The organism is Amycolatopsis sp. cg5, from assembly GCF_041346955.1.
GTDB lineage: Bacteria > Actinomycetota > Actinomycetes > Mycobacteriales > Pseudonocardiaceae > Amycolatopsis.
Map to the genome: position 1 here is coordinate 9,533,515 of NZ_CP166849.1, position 19,671 is coordinate 9,553,185.

A 19,671-nucleotide genomic window follows, 5' to 3' on the forward strand; every position below is an offset into this window, starting at 1 on the left:
CGTGGCACGATCCCGGGCATGATTACCGGTGCCCACGTGATCCTGTACAGCAACGACGCCGATGCCGACCGTGCGTTCATCAAGGACGTGCTCGGCTATCCGCACATCGACGCGGGCGGGGGCTGGCTGCTCTTCAAGCTCCCGCCCGCCGAGGTGGCGGTCCATCCCACCGAAGGCAAGGGCCAGCACGAGCTGTACCTGATGTGCGACGACGTGCACGCCACGGTCGCCGAGCTGACCGCGAAGGGCGTCGAGTTCGCCCAGCCGGTCACCGACCAGGGGTGGGGCCAGCTGTGCACCATCCGCCTGCCGGGCGGCGGCGACCTCGGCCTCTACGAACCCCGCCACCCCAAGGCGTACGAGCTTTAGCTCCGCAACGTGAGACTCGACTCCCTGCTGACCAGCGGTTCGGCGGTTACCGTGATCGAGTGGACTCCGAATGGTCAGCCCGTACCCGTGCCGTAGCCGCAGGCCGTCCGCACGGCCCCGGTGAGCCGCTGAACACCCCGATCGTGCCCGCGAGCACCTTCGAGGCAGGCGGCGACCGCAACTACTCCCGCGAAAACGGCACCCCCACCTGGGAAGCGCTGGAGCAGGTGGTCGGCGACCTCGAAGGCGGCCACGCGACGGCGTTCGCGTCCGGCATCGCCACCCTCGCCGCGCTCGTCGACATCACCCCGGTCGGCGCGAAGGTCGCCGTGCCGACGTTCAGCTACGCGGGCTCGCGTGGCCTCCTCGCGCACGCCCACCGCACCGGCCGCCTGGTCGTCACCGAGCTGCCACCAGCCGACACCGACGCGTGGACCGGCTCGGACGCGGACCTGCTCTGGCTGGAGTCACCGACCAACCCGACCCTCGACCTGATGGACATCAAGGCCATCGCGGCCGCCACCACCGGCCGGGTCGTCGTGGACAACACCTTCGCGACCCCACTCGGCCAGCAGCCGCTCGCGCTGGGCGCCGACGTCGTCGTGCACAGCGCGACCAAGCTGATCGGCGGCCACAGCGACCTCCTGCTGGGCCTCACCGTCGCCGCGGACCCGGCGCTCGCGAAGGAACTCCGCGACGCCCGCACCCGCAACGGCGCGACCCCAGGCGCGCTGGAGGCTTACCTCGCGCTTCGTGGCCTGCGCACCTTGCCGGTCCGGCTGGCTGAGCAGACCCGTACGGCCGCGCTCCTCGCGGAACGGCTTGCCGCGCACCCGGCCGTCACCAAGGTTCGCTACCCGGGCGAGGGCATGATGATCGCCTTCGAACTTCCGGACGCCGAGACCGCCGACGCGATGACCGCCCGCTTACGTCTGATCCGCCGCGCGACCAGCCTCGGCGGCGTCGAAAGCGTCGTCGAACGCCGCGCTTGGCTCGCGGGCGACGCCCACGTTCCCGCCGGCCTCCTGCGCTTCAGCGTCGGCCTCGAAGACCCCGAAGATCTCTGGCAAGACCTGCGAACCGCCCTGGACTCGTGAGCGTTGCGGGCGGTCATTTTGAGCGGAAACCCAAACATGGCGTGTTCGGTGGCTCGGCGTGGGGGTCGTGAGCGGTACGGCCGGTTCTAACTGGTCTAAACACTCACGACCCCTTCTCGGCTGCCCCGTCCGCGGCAGGGGCGTGGTTGGGCGTGGGTGAGGGCCTACTTCACTCGGATCCGTGGCGTGAGGGCCTAGTTCGACCGTATATACGGGTAAGGGAGGCCCCCACCCACTCAGCTCGGGTGAGGGAGGCCCTCACCCACACCGACCGTGGATGACGGCCCCTCAATACCTGGGCCTAGTGCCTGGGCGAGTGCGGCTTGCGTCGTTCAACGAAGCATTTCCCACACAGCCACCCCGCCGCAGCCGAGTAACCAGACACGCCACCTTTGACCTTCCGTCAAATAGAACCGGCGGCAACGCTCACGCCCCCCAGTGAGCAGGTCTAGCCGACGCCCGCGCCCGGGTACGGGAACCCGCGCGGCGCTTCGGCGTCGACGTCGACCCAGCGCCGCATCCCCGCGTCGCACGCCGCGTAACCCCAGTTGATCAGCCGTTCCTGCACGACCTTGGGCATCCGAGTCAGCCGCGTCGCGGTCTCGGCGAGCGCGTGTGTCTGGGCGACGGGCGCGGTCAGCGCGTCGGACAGCTCGAAGTTCGAGATGTCGCTGTAGCTGCCCCAGTACGTCCCGCCCATCTCTTTGTCCACATAGGACTTCAAGAGCGCGCCGGTGCGCAGCTCGCGGACCTGGTTGTCCACGATGTCCAGCACGCGCAACAGCTGTCCGGGCCAGCTGCGCTTGGGCGTTCCGGTGCGGGTCATCCGCTTGCCCGCGTCGCTGACCAGGACCGTCGAGTGCTGGGCTTCGACAGGGTCGAGGCCCAGGTTGTCGTAGACGCCCGCGTCGCTGAGCACGATCTCGCCGGTCCGGTCGTCGCGTGGATCGGGCACGAGCACCGGCGACAGGAACGGCGGGAAGGCCGAGGACGCCGCGACGGCGGTCGCGAGCGGGACCTGGCCGTACGGGCCGGGCTGGCGGAAGAACCACCAGAGCGCGCCGTCTTGCAGGTTGGTCGCGGTGAACACGAACCGAGGGCCTGCCGGGTCGAGCTGATCGAGGCGGCGGTCGCCGAACAAGTGCTTGGCGTAGGCGGCGGCGAGCTCCTGACCGACGCTGCGGCCGGGTTTCAGGACGCCGCGCAGCACGATCGGGATGTCGAGGCGCTTGCCGGCGAGCCTGCGCAGCGGCGCGACGATCTCGTCGCGGAAGTTGGCCGCGACGCCCGCGGTGAACCGGAGTTTCGGCCACGCGTGCGCGAGCGTGCCCGCGGCGATCGAGCCGCCGGAAACGCTGGACACGCAACAGAGTCTGGGTAGCCAGCCGAGTTCGTTCAGCCGCCAGAGCGCGCCAGTGTGGAACAACATGGCGCGGTAGCCGCCGCCGGACAGTGCCAGGCCGACCCCTTCTCTTTTGTTCTCCCCCTGAGACATGGCCTCAGGTTAGGAGCGCGGAGTCAGCCCAAGTCTTCCCTTTCGAGCAGCGCTTCGAGCAGAACTCTTTCGCCTTCCGGGACGTATTCGGCGTAGTTGTCGTAGAGGGCCTGCTTCGCCAGCCGTGACGCGCGGGCGCCGTCTCGGTCGCGGATCGCGTCGAGTACCTCGCCGTGGTGGGTGATCCAGGTGTGCATCAGCTCCGTTCGGTCCCTGGCCTTCTCCAGCCGGTCTTCGATCAGTTCGAGGAAGACGTTGTGCACGGCCTCGCCGCTGAACACCAGCAGCGCGTTGCCCGTGGCCCGCGCGATCATCTCGTGGAAGAGGATGTCCGCGAGGCTGTACGTCGCGTAGCTCTCCTTCGCGCCGCGCCGCATGGCGTCGAGTGCTTTCTCCAGGTCGCGGAGGTGCTCCTCGGTGCGCAGCCGCGCGGCCAGCAGATGCGCCGAGCCGTCGAGCACCATGCGGAACTGCAGCAGCTCGGCGAGGCCGAGGTGATCCGCGCGGGCCAGCCGGTGCATCGACTTCTTGAGCGCGGCTGGCGACGCGGCGAGGATCTCCGGGCCACGCGGGTCGCCGGGCTTGGACCGGACGAGATCACCCGCCTGCAGCACCCGCAGCGCCTCGCGCACGGTGGACCGGCTGACGCCGAACTGGGTCATCAGATCGCGCTCGCTCGGCAGTCGCTCGCCCGCCTTCAAACGGCCGCTGACCACGGCTTCTTCGATCTGCTCGACCACCCGCTCGTAGGCACGCACCGGTGCGACGCGCTCGAACTCCATCTGTGTCGGTTCCTTGACTCTTGGCGACGTTTCTGGGTTACTGGTCAGACCAGCATACCGCCACAGGAGGAGCCATGAAAGGCCGGACCTACGCCACAGCGCTCGCCGCGCTGCTCGTCGTGTCCGGCTGCTCGGCGGGCTCCAGCGCGACGGTCGCGACCGGTGGCGACTCCTTGTCTATCGGCTTCACGGCCGAGCCGCAGAACTTCGACTTCACCCGCACCGACGGCGCCGCCATCCCGCAGGTGCTCCTGTACAACGTCTACGAAGGCCTGGTGAAGCTGGACGCGAGCGGCAAGATCGTGCCGCTGCTGGCGAAGTCCTGGAAGGTCAGCGAAGACCGCAAGACCTACGATTTCGAGCTCCAGCAGGGTGTCCGGTTCGCGAACGGCGCGCCGTTCACCGCCGCGGACGTCAAGTTCTCCCTGGAACGGGTGAAGACGGACTGGAAGATCTCGATCAAGTCCAAAATGGACGTTGTCGATCATGTCGAGGTGGTCGATCCGGCGCATGCCAGGGTCGTGCTGACCAAGCCCAGCAACGGCTGGCTGTTCGACCTGACCGGGCGCGTCGGCGCGATGTTCAGCCCCACCGGTGTCGCCGATCTCGCGAACACCCCGGTCGGCACGGGGCCGTACACGATCGCCCAGCGGCGGCGCGGTGATTCGATCGTGCTGAAGCAGAACCCCGCCTACTGGGGCCGGAAACCCACGTACGCCTCGGTGTTCTTCAAGTACATCAAGGATCCGACGGCGCTGAACAACGCGCTGCTCAGCAACGGGATCGACGTGATCTCCGCGATCACCGCGCCGGACTCGATACCGCAGTTCCAGAGCGACGACCGGTTCACCGTCGTCGAGGGCACCACCAACAGCGAGGTCACCCTCGCGATCAACAACACCAGGCTCAAGGACGTGCGGGTGCGCCAGGCGCTCACCTACGCGATCGACCGCAAAGCCCTGCTGGACACGGCGTGGGCCGGGCGCGGCACGCTCATCGGCAGCATGGTCCCGCCGACGGATCCCTGGTACGAGGACCTTTCCGGCAAATACCCGTACGACCCGGTGAAGGCCAAGGCGTTGCTCGCCGAGGCAGGCCAGTCGAAGCTCAGCCTCCGCCTGCGAATCCCCAACCTGCCGTACGCGCTTTCCGCGGCGCAGGTGGTCGCCTCGCAGCTGGACGACGTCGGCGTCAAGGTCACCATCGAGCCGCTCGACTTCCCCGCGGTGTGGCTCAAGCAGGTCTTCACCGACCACGACTACGACCTCTCGATCATCCAGCACGTCGAGGCGCGCGACATCACGACGTTCGGGAATCCCAAGTTCTACTGGGGTTACGACAACCCGAAGGTCAAGGAGCTGCTCGCACAGGCGGATGCCGGCACCGAGGACCAGCAGGTCACCGCCATGCGCGAGGTCGCGCGGCAGCTCAACGCCGACGCGGCCGCGGACTGGCTTTTCCTCTTCCCCAACGTGATCGCGGCGAAGACCAAGGTCACCGGGTTCGCGAAGAACCAGGTGAGCGAGTCCTTCGACGTCACGGGATTGGGGAAGAAATGATCCCCAAACTCCTGCGCCGCACGGCGATCCTGCTGGTCAGCGTCTTCGCGGCGTCGATCGTGGTGTTCCTGTTCATGGCCGTGCTGCCCGGCGACCCGGCGCAGGTCGCGCTCGGCGTCAACGCGACCCCGGAGCTGCTCGCCAAGACCAGGCAGGACTTCGGCATCGACCGTCCGCTGCTCACGCAGTACTTCGACTGGATCGGCGGCGTGCTGCACGGCGACTTCGGCAAGTCGTACGTGACGCGCGAGGCGATCGGGCCGCAGCTGCTCGACCGGTTCGGCGTGACGCTGTGGCTGGTCGGGGCGGGCATGCTGGTCGCCTTCCTGCTCGCCTTGCCGCTCGGCACCTTCGCCGCGGTCCGGCACCGGAAAGCCAGTGGCACGGCCGTTTCCGGCCTGTCGCAGGTCGGCGTCGCGATCCCGGCGTTCCTCGCGGCGATCCTGCTGGTCCAGATCTTCGCGGTCCAGCTGCGCTGGCTTCCGTCCGGTGGCTGGACGCCGCCGAATCAGGACGCGGGTGAGTTCGTCCGCGGCCTGATCCTGCCCGCGCTCTCGCTGGGCCTGGTCCAAGGTGCCGTGCTCACCCGCTACGTCCGGTCGGCGGTGCTCGACACGCTCGGCCAGGACTATCTGCGTACCGCGCGGTCCAAGGGACTTCGCCCGTTCCAGGCGTTGTTCCGCCATGGCCTGCGCAACGCCGCCGTTCCGGTGGTGACGGTGCTCGGCCTCCAGCTCGCGACGCTGCTGATCGGCGCGGTGGTCGTCGAGCGGGTGTTCGTGCTGCCCGGCCTCGGCAGCATGCTGCTCGACTCGGTCGCCGCGCGTGATCTGCTGACCGTGCAAGGCATCGTGCTGGTGCTGGTGGTCGGCGTGCTGCTGATCAACTTCGTGGTCGACCTGCTCTACACCGTGCTCGACCCGAGGCTGCGAGGTGCGTCGTGAACCGGACGCTGACCATCGGGAGCGTGCTCGTCGGCGTGGTGCTGCTCGCGGCGCTGGTGTCGTTCGCCTGGACGCCGTACGACCCGACCAAGATCGACGCCGCGCACCGGCTGCTCGGGCCGAGCGCCGAGCACCTCTTCGGCACCGACCGGTTCGGCCGTGACGTGTTCAGCCAGCTCATGGTCGGCGCGCGCACCACGTTGTACGTCGGCGTGGTCGCGGTCGGCATCGCCGCGCTCATCGGCACCCCGCTCGGCGTGCTCGCCGGGCTGGCGCCGCGCTGGCTCGGCGAGTTCGTCATGCGGGTCAACGACCTCGTGCTCGCGTTTCCCGCGTTGCTGCTGGCGATCATGTTCGGCGCGGTCTTCGGCGCCGACACGCTCACCGCGATGATCGCCATCGGCATCGCGACCATCCCGTCGTTCGCCCGGATCGCGCGGTCCGGCAGCCTGCAGGTGATGAGCACCGAGTACGTGCTCGCCGCGCGCTCGGCCGGCCGGTCGCGCACGAACATCGCCACCCGGCACGTGCTGCCGAACATCGGCGGACTGCTGATCGTCCAGTCCTCGGTCTCGTTCGCGATCGCCGTGCTGGCCGAAGCCGCGTTGTCGTTCCTGGGTTTCGGCACCAGGCCGCCCACCCCGTCCTGGGGCCGGATGCTGCAGGAATCGCAGGACCTGCTGACAGCGCATCCTCGGCTCGCGCTGGTGCCCGGTATCGCGATCGCGGTCGCCGTGCTCGGGTTCAACCTCCTCGGCGACGGACTGCGTGACCGGCTCGATCCCCGATTGGCGGCGCGGCTATGACTCTCGTCGTCGAAGGACTCGGCGTGTCCTCGCTGGTGCGGGATGTGTCGTTCGAGGTGGGCAAGGGCGAACGCGTCGGTTTGATCGGCGAGTCCGGCTCGGGCAAATCGTTGACCGCGTTGTCGATCATGGGTTTGCTGCCGGAGGAACTGGCAGGCACCGGCTCGGTCAAGCTCGGCGGCCGTGAGCTGCTCGGCGCGCCCGAACGTGAGCTGTCCCGGTTGCGCGGCAACGAGCTGTCGATGGTCTTCCAGGAGCCGATGACGGCGCTGAACCCGGCGATGCGGATCGGCCGCCAGGTCACCGAGCCCGCGCGGTTGCGAGGCAAGCGTCCCGACGCGGCCGAGCTGCTCGAGTCCGTCGGCCTGCCCGCTGACACGGTCCGTGCCTATCCACATCAGCTCTCCGGCGGCCAGCGGCAACGCGTCGTGCTCGCGATGGCGCTGGTCAACAACCCGGCCCTGCTCATTTGCGATGAGCCGACGACGGCGCTCGACGTCACCGTCCAAGCCAGGATCCTGGAGCTGATCCTCGCCGCGACGCGTGAACGTGAGACCGCGCTGCTGTTCATCACGCACGATCTCGCGGTCGTCGCCTCGGTCTGCGAGCGCGTGCTGGTGATGCTCGACGGCGAGATCGTCGAGGCGGGCAGCACCCGCGAGGTGCTCACCACTCCTCGCCACGACTACACGAAACGCCTGCTCGAAGCCTCGGACCTGGAGGCGTCATGAGTCCGCTGATCGAAGTCCGCGACCTCGAACGCCGGTACACCCGGCGCGACGTCCACGCGCTGCGCGGGGTTTCGTTCGAGGTCCAGCCCGGCGAGCGGTTCGGCATCGTCGGCGAGTCCGGATCCGGCAAGTCCACCTTGGTCCGGCTGCTGGCCGCGCTCGACCAGCCGACGGCGGGCTCGGTCTCCTTCCGCGGCCGCCAGATCGCCGGCCTGCCCGAGCGGCGGCTGAAGTTCCTGCGTTCCGAGCTGCAGATCGTCTTCCAGGACCCGATGGGCTCGCTCGACCCGCGCATGCGCGTCCGGGACATCATCAGCGAGCCGCTCGGCCGCCGCGACGGCGAGCGGGTCGCCGAGCTGCTCGAAGCCGTCGGCCTCGCCGCGGACGCGGGCGACCGCTATCCACACCAGTTCTCCGGCGGGCAACGGCAGCGGATCTCCATCGCGCGGGCGCTGGCGCCGAAGCCGAGCGTGCTCGTCGCGGACGAGCCGGTCAGCGCGCTGGACGTCTCGGTGCGCAAGCAGATCCTCGAACTCCTGGCCTCGCTGGTCGAGCAGTTCCAGCTGACGCTCGTGTTCGTGTCGCACGACCTCGCGGTGGTCCGGCACGTCTGCGAGACGGTCGCGGTCATGCGGCGCGGCGAGATCGTCGAACTCGGCGCGGTCGGCCAGGTCTACGACGAGCCGCGGCATGAGTACACCCGCGAGCTGATCTCGGCCGCGCCGAGCCTGCGCAAGGCGCTGGCCGCGCTGACGAAGGGGGAGTGAGGTGTCGTACCCGGAAGGACTGCCGATCGGCGAGAGCTGGGTGTCCACTGAGGACAGTGCGCCGGTCGTCTTCCCGTTCACTGGCGATGTCGTCGGCCAGGCTCCGGTCGGCACGGCCGAACTCGCGAAGCGGGCGCTGGACGAGGCGGTCGCGATCGCCGACGTGGTGGCGAAGCTGCCGTCGCGCACGCGCCGCGCGGTGCTGCTCGCGGTCGGCGCGGCCATCGAGTCCCAGCGCGAGGAGTTCGAACGGATTCTGGTCGGCGAAACGGGAAAGCCGCTGGTCGACTGCCGGGTCGAGGTCGCGCGCACGATCGTCACCTGGCAGGCCGCCGCCGAAGAGGTCTCACGGCTGCACGGCGAAACCGTGCCGCTCGATCTGCTGCCCTCCGGTGACGGGCTCGTCGGCTTCTGGACGCGCAGGCCGATCGGCGTGGTCGTCGGCATCGCGGGGTTCAACTATCCGCTGCTGCTGGCTTCGCACAAGATCGCTCCGTCGATCGCCGCGGGCTGCCCGGTCATCTGCAAGCCGGCGCCGCAGACTCCACTCGCGACGTTGTGGCTGGTCCACCTCGTCCGCCAGGCGGCAGCCGAACTCGGCGCGCCCGCCGCGATGGTCCAGCTCGTCACCGGCGGCGTCGAAGTCGGCGACGCGCTGGTCACCGATCGCCGCGTGGGCGCCGTGTCGTTCACCGGCTCCGCCGCGGTCGGCCACCTGATCGCCAAGAACGCCGCGCCGACGAAAACGCTGCTCGAACTCGGCTCCAACGCCGCGCTGGTCGTGGCCGAGGACGCCGATCTCGACGCGGCCGTCGACGCCGTGCTGCGTGGTGGTTTCTACGCGTCCGGTCAGGCCTGCATTTCGGTGCAGCGGGTACTCGTGGTCGCCGAGGTCGCCGACGCGTTCGTCGAAGCGCTGCTCGCGCGGCTCGGCGAGATCGTCATCGGTGATCCGCGTGAGGAGTCGACTCGCGTGTCCGCGCTCATCGATCCACAGTCGACCGACCGCGTGCTCGACTGGGTCGACAAAGCCACAAAGGCCGGCGCGAAAGTCGTCGGCGGCGGTCGCGACGGGACGGTTCTGCGCCCGGCCGTGCTGCTCGACGTGCCCGACGGCGTCGACTGCTGGGACGAGGAGATCTTCGGCCCGGTCGTCTGCGTGCGGACGGTGCCCGATGTGGACACGGCGTTCGACCAGGTCAACGCCTCGCGCTACGGGCTGCACGCCAGTGTGTTCAGCCGTTCGCTCAAGACCGCGTTCCACGCGCTCGACCGGCTGCAGGTCGGCGGCGTCGTGGTCAACGAGGTGCCGGGCTTCCGCTCGGACACCATGCCGTACGGCGGGGTCAAGGACTCCGGCATCGGCAGGGAAGGGCCGCGCTTCGCGGTCGAGGAGCTGACCGTGACCAGGATGGCGGTGATCAGGCCGTGAATTACGAGAACCTGTTCCGGCTCGACGGCAGGCGCGCGCTGGTGCTCGGCGCGGGCAGCGGCATCGGCCGCGAGTCCGCCAGGGCACTCGCCGCGCAGGGCGCTTCGGTGATCTGCGCCGACCGCGACCTCGAAGGCGCCAAGGAGACGGCCGGTCCGATCGACGGCGAAGTCTACGAGATCGACCTGCTCGAAGCGGGTGCCGCCGAACGCGCGGCCGCCGAACTCGGAGTCGTCGACGTCGTCGTGCTGACGGCTGCGACCAACGTCCGCAAACGCTTGCTCGACTACACCCGCGACGAGTTCGACAGGGTCGTCGCGTTGAACCTGGGCGCCGCCTTCGACGTGGTCCGCGCGTTCGGCGCGGGCATGGTCGAGCGCGGACGCGGCAGCATCATCGGCTTCTCGTCGATCAGGGGCACCACCGTCGAGCCTGGTCAAGGCCCCTACGCCGCAACGAAGTCCGGGCTGGTCCAGCTGCTCAGGACCGCGGCGGCCGAGTTCGGGCCGTTCGGCGTGCGAGTCAACGCGATCGCGCCCGGCGTCGTCGAGACCCCGTTGACCGCGCAGATCAAGGCGAACCCTGACTGGTACCAGGCGTACGCGGACAAAGGCGCGCTCGGCCGCTGGGCGCGCGCCGACGAGCTGGCGGGCGCCGTCGTCTATCTCGCGTCCGACGCGGCGAGTTTCGTGACCGGGGCCGTGCTGGCCGTCGACGGCGGCTGGACCGCGGTCGACGGCCGCTTCGAACCTCCGGCGTCGTAGAGAAGAGGTACCCGGATGAGTGACGCACTTGATCTTTCGGCCACCGAACTCCGCGCGGCGTACGGCGCCGGCGCGCTGTCCCCGGTCGAGGTGACCGAGGCCGTCTTGGCTCGCGTCGAGGCGCTCGAACCGGTGCTCCACGCGCTCTACGCCTACGACCCGGCGGGCGCTCGGCTCGCGGCCGAGGCGTCCGAAACCCGCTGGCTCGCGGGTGAGCCGCTCGGCCCGATCGACGGCATCCCGCTGACGCTCAAGGAGAACATCGCGACCAAGGGCACCCCGGTCCCGCTGGGCACGGGTGCCACCGAGCTCACCCCGGCGAAGGCCGACGCGCCCGTGGCCGCGCGCGTGCGTGAGTCCGGTGGCGTGCTGCTCGGCAAGACGACCATGCCCGACTACGGGATGCTGACCTCGGGACTTTCGAGTTTCCACGAGACCGCGCGCAATCCGTGGGACACCGCCCGCACGCCGGGCGGCTCCAGCGCGGGCGCCGCTTCGGCCGCCGCGGCCGGGTACGGACCGCTGCACGTCGGCACGGACATCGGCGGCTCGATCCGGCTTCCTGGCGGCTGGTGCGGCTTGGTCGGCTTGAAGCCCAGCTTCGGCCGGGTACCGGTCGACCCGCCGTTCCTCGGCCGGGTGGCCGGGCCGATGACCCGCACAGTCGCCGACACCGCCTTGCTGATGGACGTGCTCGCGCGGCCGGACAGCCGCGACCACCTGAGCCTGCCGTCCGCGGAGTTTGCTTGGCACGACCTGGAAATCGACATCACCGGCAAGCGGGTGGCGCTGCATCTCGACGCCGGGCTGGGACTCGATGTCGACCCGGAGATCCGGGCGGCGATCGTCGACGCGGCCAGGCGTTTCGAGGCGGCCGGTGCCATCGTCGAACCACTCGATCCGTTCCTGACCAGGGAAATGCTCGAAGGGCTCGACAAATTCTGGCGGGTGCGCGCCTGGTCGGACATCTCCGCGCTGCCGGAAGAACGCCGAGCCCGCGTGCTGCCGTACATCGCCGAATGGGCCGAAGGCGGCGCCACGATCTCCGGCCTCGACACCTATCGCGGTTTCGCGCAGATCGACGCCATGACCGTCGCGACGTTGCGCGCCACCGAGCAATTCGACTTCGTGCTTTCACCTACCTGTCCGGTGCCGGCGCCACCCGCCGAATGGGCGTCGCCGACCAATGACCCCGGCAGGCCGTTCGAGCACATCGGTTTCACCGTGCCGTACAACATGTCGGGGCAACCCGCTATGAGCATCAACGCCGGATATACCAAGGAAAATCAACCGATCGGGTTACAGATCGCCGCTCGCCGATTCGACGACCTCGGATTGTTGCGGGTAGCCGCGCTTTTCGAGCGGCTCCGGGCCGCGCAGCACGAATTTCCCACTATTGCGTAGTCCTTTTCCGCATTCACCCCTGCCACGATTGTCCGCATGCGGATGGTGTTCATCGGGGCCGAGCCGGAGGATTTCGACCGGGCCAGGTGTCGGCTGCTCGACGAGTTCGAGGCATGGGCGGAGATCCGTGGCCGCGCCGTCGACCCGGACGCGGTCGGCGCGGTGCTCGAGTACCGCTACCTGACCGACGGCCTGCTCGGCCGCTGGACCGGCGCGCTGCTGCGCGAGGTGCTCAGCCACGAGTTCGCCGAGGTGGAGGCGACACCGGCCGCAGTCGGCGCGCTCTTCGACTTCTTCGCCGACACCGACCTCTTCGACGACCGCAGCGACTCGGTCGAGTTCCTGCGTGAAGCGCTGGCCGACCTCGAAGACGGCTTCAACGAGCAACAGCGGCAGACCCACCGGCCGCAGTTCTCCACCCCGGTCTTCGACCTGGCCGAGGACGACGAGCTGCGTGAGCAGGCCGAGGGCACGGTCATGGTGCGCCGCATGCACGAGTTCCTGATCTGGCTGGACAAAGACCGCGTGCTGCCCGACGACATCGACGACTTTCCCGGCGGCCGCAGACTGTTCGCGCTCGCCGAAGCCATCGGCATGTTCCACGAGGCCGAGCCGCCGGAAGAACTGCTCACCGACGCGCTGGCGCTCTGGAGCAAGATGTTCGACCGGATGGACGGCTGGGTCGGCGCCGAGTCGCCGTCCGGTTTCATCGACGGCGACGGCAAGATCCTGCTTGGCCTGCTCGCGGCGATCTTCGGCGGCCAGGGCCACGCGCCGGAAGACCTCTTGTTCGAGGCCAGTGTCACCAACGAGCCGTTGGCCCATGACGAGTTCGACCAGCTGCGCACGCTGATCTTCGAATACGGGCTCGCCGTCCGCGAGGTGCGCACGATCCGCCGCCTGCTGCCCGAAGCCCACGACGAGGAAGAGGTCGCCCGCCCGCTCTACCGGCTGCTGCCGCTCGGCGTCCACGCGCTGCACGGCGTGTACTCGCACGGCGGCATCCACACCACGACCTTCACCGACCTCACCCGCGAGACCCCCGAGGTCATGATCGCCAAGATGCTCGCCTCGGACCCGGCGCTGGCCGACGCGCTGATGGAGAGCTGGATCGCCATGCACCCGCCACGCGTGGCACGCGCCGAGCTCATCGAGCTCATCGGCCGCACCGACGACTTCGAGCACCGGATGTTCGCGCTCGACCTGCTCGGCAAACTCGGCCAGATCGGCACCGACGCCATCGTCGCGCTGCGCGACAACCCGATCTGCGGTCCCTGCGTCGCGACCTGGCTCAGCCGCTACGGCATGCTGCCGGAGGAGGACATCTCAGAGCGCGAGCTGGTCTACGTCCGGCTCGACGTGCTCACGTCCGGCCTCCGGCAGGCGCCCGGCCGCACGATGGCGCAGTTCGCGGCACAACCACGCCACCTGCAGGTCCTGATGGTCGAGGACATGCCGGGCAGCGGTCACCCCTGCACCGGCGAGGTGCTCGCCAAGATCGCCACCGACCATCCGGACGACTTCGTCGCCAAGGCCGCCCGCCAAGCGCTGGACCGCCTGCTCGCCGAATGAATCAGCAGGGCACCGACGGCTGGTACGTCCGCACGGTGTTCAAGATCCAGCCGGCCACGTCGCTGTTCAAGACCTTGACCTCGTACCAGTCGCCGAGATCCGTGATCCGCTTTTGGTAGACACAGAGCGGGGTCTTGTTCGGCACCTTTTGCACGAGCGGCCCGTTCGGGTAAGCCTGCACGCGGCACCCAGCGACCGCGGAGCACTCGCCGCGCTTGGCAGCGGCTTCCGCTGTCCCGGCTCCCGCGAACACCAGCAGTGCGGACATCGACACCGTCATAAGACGTTTCATGCGAACTCCCCATCGGACTACTGCAGTTTGCCCAGCCATTCGTCGAGGTGACGGCATGCCGCTCGCAGCCGCTCGACGCCCAAGTCCGCGATGGCCAGCGGGCCGTCATTGGTCTTCGAATATCGCGGTTCGTAGGCGAGGAGTCGTTTCGAGGGTGCCGTCTTCGGATCGTCGTTGACCAGTTCAGGTTCGCCTGCGAGGTCGACATCATGCTTGAGGCGTTCGGCAACGCCCGGGTGCAGGCACTCGAGCTGATCAGCGGCAGCGAAGACCCAGGTCTCCAGTTCGTGAAGCACGAGATTCGGCAAGAATCTCGGATCACCGATCGCCTTGGCCAGTTCTTGTTCGACGTGCGCTACGCGCTCGTGCGGGGTTCCGATCGGCCGAGTGTCCATTCCAGGGCTGTCGGCGGGGAAGGCGTAGTAGTCGAACAGCGTCGTGACCAGGTCGAAGCCGCTCCGAAGCAGCTTGTGGATGTCGTTTTCGAGCTTGCTCCAGCTGCTCACACCACCTCGGCGGGCAGGGCCGCTTGCCGGCTGTTTCGTGATGACGATCGAATGGCTCACCGTCCAGCCCGCTGCCTGCAAGTACGGCGAGAGGACGTTGGTGACGACGATTTCTTCGGACTGTCCCTCGACGACGAGATGCAGCCTGCGGTACCGGTTGTTCATACCTCTCGGCCGGGGCGTCCGCCGAGCAGGTTCTTCTCCCACAACTCGCCAAGCGAGTAGTCATCAAGCCAGGTCGCCAGGTCGCCCGGGTCGGGACGGCTGAAAGTGGACGCCCCTTCCTTACGCTCGACGACGATCAGATCGCCGATCTCGAACTGGTTCATGAGCGTGACGGATTGAGTGGCGATGAGTACCTGGCTTCGAGTCGATGCCTGGCGAAGCAGCCCGGCCAGCTGCACGATGGCGAAGGGATGCAGGCCGAGCTCTGGCTCATCGAGCACGACGAGCGCGGGCAGGTCAGGCTGGAGAAGCAGGGTCGCGAGACAGATGAATCGAAGCGTGCCGTCGGACATCTGATTCGCGGAGAAGACCGCGTCTGAATCCTGCTGCCGCCACCGCAGTCGCAGCCGTTCGTTGGATTCCGGCTGAAGAACGAAGTCTCGGAAGAACGGCGCGACCTGCCTGACCGTGCCGACGATACGTGCATACGCCGCTTGATCGGCTCGTCTTTCGCTTCCGGACAAGCTGAGCAATACAGCTGCGAGATTTCCCGCATCGTTGCGCAGCGCCAGATTGTCGGCAGTGGACGTGAACTGTTTGACCGGAGCGTCGCCGCTCGTGTCGTGAAAATGATAGACCCGGCAGCCTTTGAGCAGCTCAACGACGTGAGACGCTACTGAAGGGCCTTCGCGACTTCCCGCCTCCGCGTGTAGGCGAGTCTCTCGCTGTCCACGCCCGAGCAAGAGTTCCCAAGCTCGTTCATAGCCAGGGTTTTGGAAGTAGATCTGCTCGTGCCCGAAGATCAGCTCATCGTTGGCGGCAGGTTCCAACGTCGCCTCATACGCGTTGGGCTCCGCATCGAGCAGCAACCTGATCTGTGCGGGACTGACCGAGTGATGCAGTAACGCCGAAGCGCCACCGTTGAGATTGACGAAGTAGTTCAGCTCCTCGGCGACAATCCGGCCAAGCAGGCCGAGCGCCTGGATGAAGTTGCTCTTGCCTGCGCCGTTCGCGCCGACCAGAACGTTCAACTGACCGAGCCGGACCGTGGCTGAACGGATCGAGGTGAACCCCTCGATCTGAATCTCCTTCAGTGGCTGGTTGGCCATGCGCTCACTCTACGGCTGACCACTGACAATCTCCCGGCTAGTCGCTGGCTTTCCCGATCGCGTCGGCCAGCGCCAGCACCCGGCGGGCGTTGTCCACGTGGAGGTTTTCGATCATCCGGCCGTCCACGGTCACCACGCCCCGGCCCTCGGCCTGCGCCGACTCGAACGCCGCGATGATCTTCTCCGAGCGCTCGATCTCCTCGGCGGACGGCGCGAACACCCGGTTGCACGCTTCGAGCTGACCGGGGTGGATCAACGTCTTGCCGTCGAAGCCGAACTGGCGGCCTTGCAGGCATTCCGCCTCGAAGCCCGCGAGGTCCTTCACGTCGTTGTAGACGCCGTCGAGGATGACCTTTCCGGTCGCCCGCGCGGCGAGCAGCGCCAGCGAAAGGCCGCCGAGCAGAGGAGCCCGGCCGGGCACGAACTCGGCGTGCAGTTCCTTCGCGAGGTCGTTGGTGCCCATGACCAGCACGGTCAGCCGCTCGCTCGCCGCCGCGATCTCCTCGGCGTGCAGCATGGCGACCGGGGTTTCGACCATCGCCCAGATCTTGGTGTGGTCGGGCGCGCCGCCGAGTTCGAGCGCGCGCTCGATGTTGTGCACCTCGGCGGCGGAGTTCACCTTGGGCACGACCACCGCGGCCGGTCCGGCCTGCGCCGCGGCGCGCAGGTCGGCGTCGTGCCAAGCGGTGTCGAGTCCGTTGACGCGAATGGTCACCTCGCGGCGGCCGTAGTCGCCGGACGACGCGGCCGCGCAGACGCGCTCGCGGGCGGCTTCCTTGGCGTCGGGCGCGACGGCGTCCTCGAGGTCGAGGATCAACGCGTCGGCGTCGAGTCCCTTCGCCTTCTCCAGCGCGCGTTCGTTGGCGCCGGGCATGTAGAGCACCGAACGGCGCGGCCTGAGCTCGGTCATCACGCGTTCTCCTCGCTGATTTCGCGGTACGCGGCGGCCAGGTCCTCGTCGCGGGCGGCGAGTTCCTCGGCCAGCTCGGCGACCACGCGGCACTGTTTCACGGACGCGTCGTCCTGCATCTTCCCGTCGATCATCACCGCGCCGGTGCCGTCGCCCATGGCGGCGATCACCTTGCGCGCCCAGCGGACGTCTTCGACGGACGGCGAGAAGACCTTCTTGGCGATGTCGATCTGGACCGGGTGCAGGCTCCACGCGCCGACGCAGCCGAGGATGAACGCGTTGCGGAACTGGTCCTCGCAGCCGACGACGTCGCGGATGTCCCCGAACGGCCCGTAGTACGGCAGGATCCCGTTCGCCGCGCAGGCGTCGACCATGCGCGCGACCGTGTAGTGCCACAGGTCCTGCTGGTAGGTCGTCCGGCCCGCGGTGAGGTCCTCGCCGGTCGGGTCGGTGCGCACCAGGTAACCGGGGTGACCACCGCCGACACGGGTGGTCTTCATGCGGCGGCTGGCCGCGAGGTCGGCAGGGCCGAGCGAGATGCCCTGCATGCGCGGGCTCGCGCCGGCGATCTCCTCGACGTTCGCGACACCGCTCGCGGTCTCCAGGATGGCGTGCACCAGCAGCGGCTTGGTGAGCCCGGCGCGTGCCTCCAGCTGGGCGAGCAGCCGGTCGACGTAGTGGATGTCCTGCGCGCCTTCGACCTTCGGGATCATGATCACGTCGAGCTTGTCGCCGATTTCGGTGACCAGCGTGATCAGGTCGTCGAGCACCCACGGTGAGTCCAGGCTGTTGACGCGCGTCCACAGCTGGGTCGAGCCGAAGTCGGTGGCCTTCGCGATCTTCACCAGGCCCTCGCGTGCGGCCTCCTTGCGGTCGGCGCGCACGGCGTCCTCGAGATTGCCGAGCAGTACGTCGACCTTCTTCGCGATGTCCGGCACCTTCGCGGCCATCTTCTCGTTGCTGGGGTCGAAGAAGTGGATCATCCGCGACGGTGGCACCGGGATCTGGCGCAGCGGCTCGGGTGCCCCCACGGCGAGTGGTGCGAAGAAATCCTTCGGCGAGCGCATCGGTCCTCCAAGGCATGTGACTCGTCAGTAACCCTAAACCGGTGACATCGGGAACCGCTGCGGCGAACGTCACCTCTTAGGGGCGTGGATTCTGCGAAACTGACCGGCTTCACCGAGCTGGAAGCGCTGGGCGAAGGTGCCTTCGGCAAGGTCGTGCTGGCCAGGCACGACGTGACGGGTCAGTGCGTGGCCATCAAATATCTCACCCGGATGGACGGGCTCGCCGACTTCCGGCGTGAGGCCGAGACCCTCCGTCACGTCGACAACCCGCACATCGCGCGGCTCTACGAGTTCGTCGAGGACGGCAGCAACGCCGCGATCATCATGGAACTCGTCCGCGGCATCTCGCTGCAGCGGCTGCTGGCCGAACAGGGCACGCTGGCACCGGAAGCCGCGTTGGCCGTGCTCAAGGGCTCGCTGCTCGGGCTCGCCGGCGCGCACGCCGCCGGTGTCGTGCACCGCGACTACAAACCGGGCAACGTGCTGGTCGGCCCCGACGGTCAGAGCAAGCTGGTCGACTTCGGCATCGCCGTGCTCGCCGGGCAGAGCGGCGAGCTGATCGGCACCCCCGCGTACATGGCGCCGGAGCAGTGGCGCGGCGACCTGGCCACGCCGTCGACCGACGTCTATGCCGCGACCTGCGTGTTCTTCCGCTGCGTCACCGGACGCCACCCGTTCACCGAAGACCTGCGCGAGGCACACCAGCGCGCGCCGATCCCGGTCGCCGAGGTGCCGGAGCCGGTACGCGGCCTGGTCGTCCGCGGCATGGCCAAGGAGGCGCTCCTGCGCCCGGCCGACGCCGCGAAATTCGCCGTTGAGCTGGAGAAAGCCGCCAAGTCGGGCTACGGCCGCGACTGGGAGAGCAAGGGGTGGCAGGCGCTCGCGGCCGGTGCCGCGGCGCTGGTCCCGTCGCTGCTCGCGCTCGGCGTCGGCTCGGCGCTGGCACCGGCGGTCGGCGGCGTGACCGCGGGCGCCGGCGTCGCGGGCGGCAGCGTCGGTGGCATCGGCGGCGTCGGTGGCGGTGTCGGCGGCCTGACCGTCGGCGCGAAGATCGCGATCGCGGTCGGCGCGCTGGTCACGGCCGCCGTGGCGACCGTCGTGGTCGTGCTGTCCACCGGCGGCGGTGACAAGGAAGCCCAGCTCTCGACGACGCAGACCAGCACGCCGTCGGTGCTGAACGTCGCGCTGCAAGACCGGTCCGAGCAGTTCACGGACCCGAAGTTCGCCTTCCGCGGCCAATATCCGGTCGCCACCGGGATCGCCGATCCCGCTGTCGCCAAGAAGGTCAACGACGCGCTGGCCGCGCCGCTCGAGGGGCGGAAGAAGGAAGTGCGCGACCTGCTCAACGGGCTGGGCCCCGATTTCCTGTCCGGCTACCCGGAGACGCCGACCACCATCAGCAAGGCCGAGGTCGTGCTCAGCGGTTCCAAGCTGGTGACCGTGCGCTATGAGCATTCGGCGGAAGGGCAGATACTCGGCCACGCGTCATGGCGCAGCGCCGACATGATCACCATTGATCTCACCAGCGGGAAAACGCTCACCGCGCAGGACATCCTGAAGCCTTCGGTGATGAACGCCGAAGGGCTGCGTGGATTGCTGGCGAAGGTGCGGGCGGCGGATTCCAACCAATTCTGCGGCGAAGACCTCATCAAGTACCCGCTGACGCCCGACATCTTCGCGCGGTACGGCCATCGGGAGGCCGTGAAAATGGCCGCGTCGCCTCAGGGACTGACGTTTGTGGTGTTCACGCCCGCCATCGGCACCTATGCGGAGGCCTGTGGCGAGAAGACGATCGTGCTCCCGTACGAAACGATCAAGGAATTCCTGCGCCCGGAATTCCTGGCCCTCATCTGAGTTGTCCACAATGGATTACGCCGTTCAGTCGAACCCATTGAGCCGC

General features: G+C 68.4%; 19 protein-coding genes. 12 read left to right on the forward strand and 7 right to left on the reverse strand.

The genetic code is table 11. The features are described from left to right. The first annotated feature begins 18 nt into the window (after positions 1-18). The gene (locus AB5J62_RS43540) at positions 19-369 is read left to right on the forward strand and encodes a VOC family protein (protein ID WP_370945899.1); all 351 of its coding nucleotides are present in this window, start codon (positions 19-21) and stop codon (positions 367-369) included. Between the two features lie 59 nt (positions 370-428). Continuing rightward, positions 429-1,466 (forward strand): PLP-dependent aspartate aminotransferase family protein, encoded by a 1,038-nt coding sequence (locus AB5J62_RS43545; RefSeq protein WP_370945900.1) that lies wholly within the window; start codon positions 429-431, stop codon positions 1,464-1,466. Positions 1,467-1,914: 448 nt separating this feature from the next. Here the strand turns inward: AB5J62_RS43545 and AB5J62_RS43550 are convergent, their stop codons facing one another. Both AB5J62_RS43550 and AB5J62_RS43555 read right to left on the reverse strand, forming a co-directional pair. Then, positions 1,915-2,961 (reverse strand): patatin-like phospholipase family protein, encoded by a 1,047-nt coding sequence (locus AB5J62_RS43550; protein ID WP_370945901.1) that lies wholly within the window; start codon positions 2,959-2,961, stop codon positions 1,915-1,917. A 23-nt stretch (positions 2,962-2,984) separates the two neighbouring features. After that, entirely contained in the window at positions 2,985-3,743 is a 759-nt protein-coding gene (locus AB5J62_RS43555) for a FadR/GntR family transcriptional regulator (protein WP_370945902.1), read from the reverse strand. Between the two features lie 74 nt (positions 3,744-3,817). Here AB5J62_RS43555 and AB5J62_RS43560 point away from each other — a divergent pair, with 74 nt between their 5' ends. Genes AB5J62_RS43560 through AB5J62_RS43600 form a run of 9 tightly spaced genes read left to right on the forward strand, consistent with a single transcriptional unit; the run spans position 3,818 to position 13,722 of the window. Continuing rightward, entirely contained in the window at positions 3,818-5,302 is a 1,485-nt protein-coding gene (locus AB5J62_RS43560) for an ABC transporter substrate-binding protein (protein WP_370945903.1), read from the forward strand. Continuing rightward, the gene (locus AB5J62_RS43565; RefSeq protein ID WP_370945904.1) at positions 5,299-6,246 is read left to right on the forward strand and encodes an ABC transporter permease; all 948 of its coding nucleotides are present in this window, start codon (positions 5,299-5,301) and stop codon (positions 6,244-6,246) included. Before AB5J62_RS43560 ends, AB5J62_RS43565 begins: the two co-directional genes overlap by 4 nt. Next, complete coding sequence (locus tag AB5J62_RS43570) at positions 6,243-7,052, forward strand: ABC transporter permease (protein WP_370945905.1); 810 nt, start codon at positions 6,243-6,245, stop codon at positions 7,050-7,052. Before AB5J62_RS43565 ends, AB5J62_RS43570 begins: the two co-directional genes overlap by 4 nt. Next, positions 7,049-7,783, forward strand: coding sequence for an ABC transporter ATP-binding protein (locus tag AB5J62_RS43575; RefSeq protein WP_370945906.1), 735 nt, complete (start codon positions 7,049-7,051; stop codon positions 7,781-7,783). The genes AB5J62_RS43570 and AB5J62_RS43575 overlap by 4 nt, the downstream gene beginning before the upstream one ends. Next, on the forward strand, positions 7,780-8,550 hold the full coding sequence (locus AB5J62_RS43580; protein WP_370945907.1) for an ATP-binding cassette domain-containing protein: 771 nt from the start codon (positions 7,780-7,782) through the stop codon (positions 8,548-8,550). Before AB5J62_RS43575 ends, AB5J62_RS43580 begins: the two co-directional genes overlap by 4 nt. A gap of 1 nt (position 8,551) precedes the next feature. Continuing rightward, positions 8,552-9,982, forward strand: coding sequence for an aldehyde dehydrogenase family protein (locus tag AB5J62_RS43585; RefSeq protein ID WP_370945908.1), 1,431 nt, complete (start codon positions 8,552-8,554; stop codon positions 9,980-9,982). Further along, positions 9,979-10,746 carry an SDR family NAD(P)-dependent oxidoreductase gene (locus tag AB5J62_RS43590; RefSeq protein WP_370945909.1) on the forward strand — a complete coding sequence of 256 codons (768 nt, stop codon included), beginning with the start codon at positions 9,979-9,981 and terminating at the stop codon, positions 10,744-10,746. The genes AB5J62_RS43585 and AB5J62_RS43590 overlap by 4 nt, the downstream gene beginning before the upstream one ends. Before the next feature lie 15 nt (positions 10,747-10,761). Continuing rightward, positions 10,762-12,150: an amidase gene (locus AB5J62_RS43595; protein ID WP_370945910.1), complete on the forward strand. Its 1,389-nt coding sequence runs from the start codon at positions 10,762-10,764 to the stop codon at positions 12,148-12,150. A gap of 36 nt (positions 12,151-12,186) precedes the next feature. Then, complete coding sequence (locus AB5J62_RS43600; RefSeq protein WP_370945911.1) at positions 12,187-13,722, forward strand: hypothetical protein; 1,536 nt, start codon at positions 12,187-12,189, stop codon at positions 13,720-13,722. Position 13,723: 1 nt separating this feature from the next. On the opposite strand, the gene AB5J62_RS43605 is transcribed toward AB5J62_RS43600, so the two are convergent. The 5 genes from AB5J62_RS43605 to AB5J62_RS43625 are packed head-to-tail and all read right to left on the reverse strand — an operon-like array spanning position 13,724 to position 17,771. Beyond that, positions 13,724-14,014, reverse strand: a complete 291-nt coding sequence (locus AB5J62_RS43605; RefSeq protein WP_370945912.1) for a hypothetical protein — start codon at positions 14,012-14,014, stop codon at positions 13,724-13,726. Between the two features lie 17 nt (positions 14,015-14,031). Beyond that, complete coding sequence (locus tag AB5J62_RS43610) at positions 14,032-14,685, reverse strand: DUF4276 family protein (RefSeq protein ID WP_370945913.1); 654 nt, start codon at positions 14,683-14,685, stop codon at positions 14,032-14,034. Continuing rightward, positions 14,682-15,794: an AAA family ATPase gene (locus AB5J62_RS43615; RefSeq protein WP_370945914.1), complete on the reverse strand. Its 1,113-nt coding sequence runs from the start codon at positions 15,792-15,794 to the stop codon at positions 14,682-14,684. The genes AB5J62_RS43610 and AB5J62_RS43615 overlap by 4 nt, the downstream gene beginning before the upstream one ends. A 37-nt stretch (positions 15,795-15,831) precedes the next feature. Further along, on the reverse strand, positions 15,832-16,704 hold the full coding sequence (locus tag AB5J62_RS43620; protein ID WP_370945915.1) for a CoA ester lyase: 873 nt from the start codon (positions 16,702-16,704) through the stop codon (positions 15,832-15,834). Continuing rightward, the gene (locus AB5J62_RS43625) at positions 16,704-17,771 is read right to left on the reverse strand and encodes a CoA ester lyase (RefSeq protein ID WP_370945916.1); all 1,068 of its coding nucleotides are present in this window, start codon (positions 17,769-17,771) and stop codon (positions 16,704-16,706) included. Before AB5J62_RS43625 ends, AB5J62_RS43620 begins: the two co-directional genes overlap by 1 nt. A gap of 84 nt (positions 17,772-17,855) precedes the next feature. Between AB5J62_RS43625 and AB5J62_RS43630 the strand changes: the two genes are divergently transcribed. Continuing rightward, a complete protein-coding gene (locus AB5J62_RS43630; protein ID WP_370945917.1) occupies positions 17,856-19,625 on the forward strand; it encodes a serine/threonine-protein kinase in 1,770 nt (589 codons plus the stop codon). Positions 19,626-19,671 lie beyond the last annotated feature (46 nt).

Bases quoted from the DNA above. Each gene is read 5' to 3' on its own strand.
- AB5J62_RS43540 (WP_370945899.1), top strand. From the start codon at position 19: ATGATTACCGGTGCCCACGTGATCCTGTACAGCAACGACGCCGATGCC.
- AB5J62_RS43550 (WP_370945901.1), bottom strand. From the start codon at position 2,961: ATGTCTCAGGGGGAGAACAAAAGAGAAGGGGTCGGCCTGGCACTGTCC.
- AB5J62_RS43555 (WP_370945902.1), bottom strand. From the start codon at position 3,743: ATGGAGTTCGAGCGCGTCGCACCGGTGCGTGCCTACGAGCGGGTGGTC.
- AB5J62_RS43560 (WP_370945903.1), top strand. From the start codon at position 3,818: ATGAAAGGCCGGACCTACGCCACAGCGCTCGCCGCGCTGCTCGTCGTG.
- AB5J62_RS43565 (WP_370945904.1), top strand. From the start codon at position 5,299: ATGATCCCCAAACTCCTGCGCCGCACGGCGATCCTGCTGGTCAGCGTC.
- AB5J62_RS43575 (WP_370945906.1), top strand. From the start codon at position 7,049: ATGACTCTCGTCGTCGAAGGACTCGGCGTGTCCTCGCTGGTGCGGGAT.
- AB5J62_RS43580 (WP_370945907.1), top strand. From the start codon at position 7,780: ATGAGTCCGCTGATCGAAGTCCGCGACCTCGAACGCCGGTACACCCGG.
- AB5J62_RS43595 (WP_370945910.1), top strand. From the start codon at position 10,762: ATGAGTGACGCACTTGATCTTTCGGCCACCGAACTCCGCGCGGCGTAC.
- AB5J62_RS43600 (WP_370945911.1), top strand. From the start codon at position 12,187: ATGCGGATGGTGTTCATCGGGGCCGAGCCGGAGGATTTCGACCGGGCC.
- AB5J62_RS43605 (WP_370945912.1), bottom strand. From the start codon at position 14,014: ATGAAACGTCTTATGACGGTGTCGATGTCCGCACTGCTGGTGTTCGCG.
- AB5J62_RS43610 (WP_370945913.1), bottom strand. From the start codon at position 14,685: ATGAACAACCGGTACCGCAGGCTGCATCTCGTCGTCGAGGGACAGTCC.
- AB5J62_RS43615 (WP_370945914.1), bottom strand. From the start codon at position 15,794: ATGGCCAACCAGCCACTGAAGGAGATTCAGATCGAGGGGTTCACCTCG.
- AB5J62_RS43620 (WP_370945915.1), bottom strand. From the start codon at position 16,704: ATGACCGAGCTCAGGCCGCGCCGTTCGGTGCTCTACATGCCCGGCGCC.
- AB5J62_RS43625 (WP_370945916.1), bottom strand. From the start codon at position 17,771: ATGCGCTCGCCGAAGGATTTCTTCGCACCACTCGCCGTGGGGGCACCC.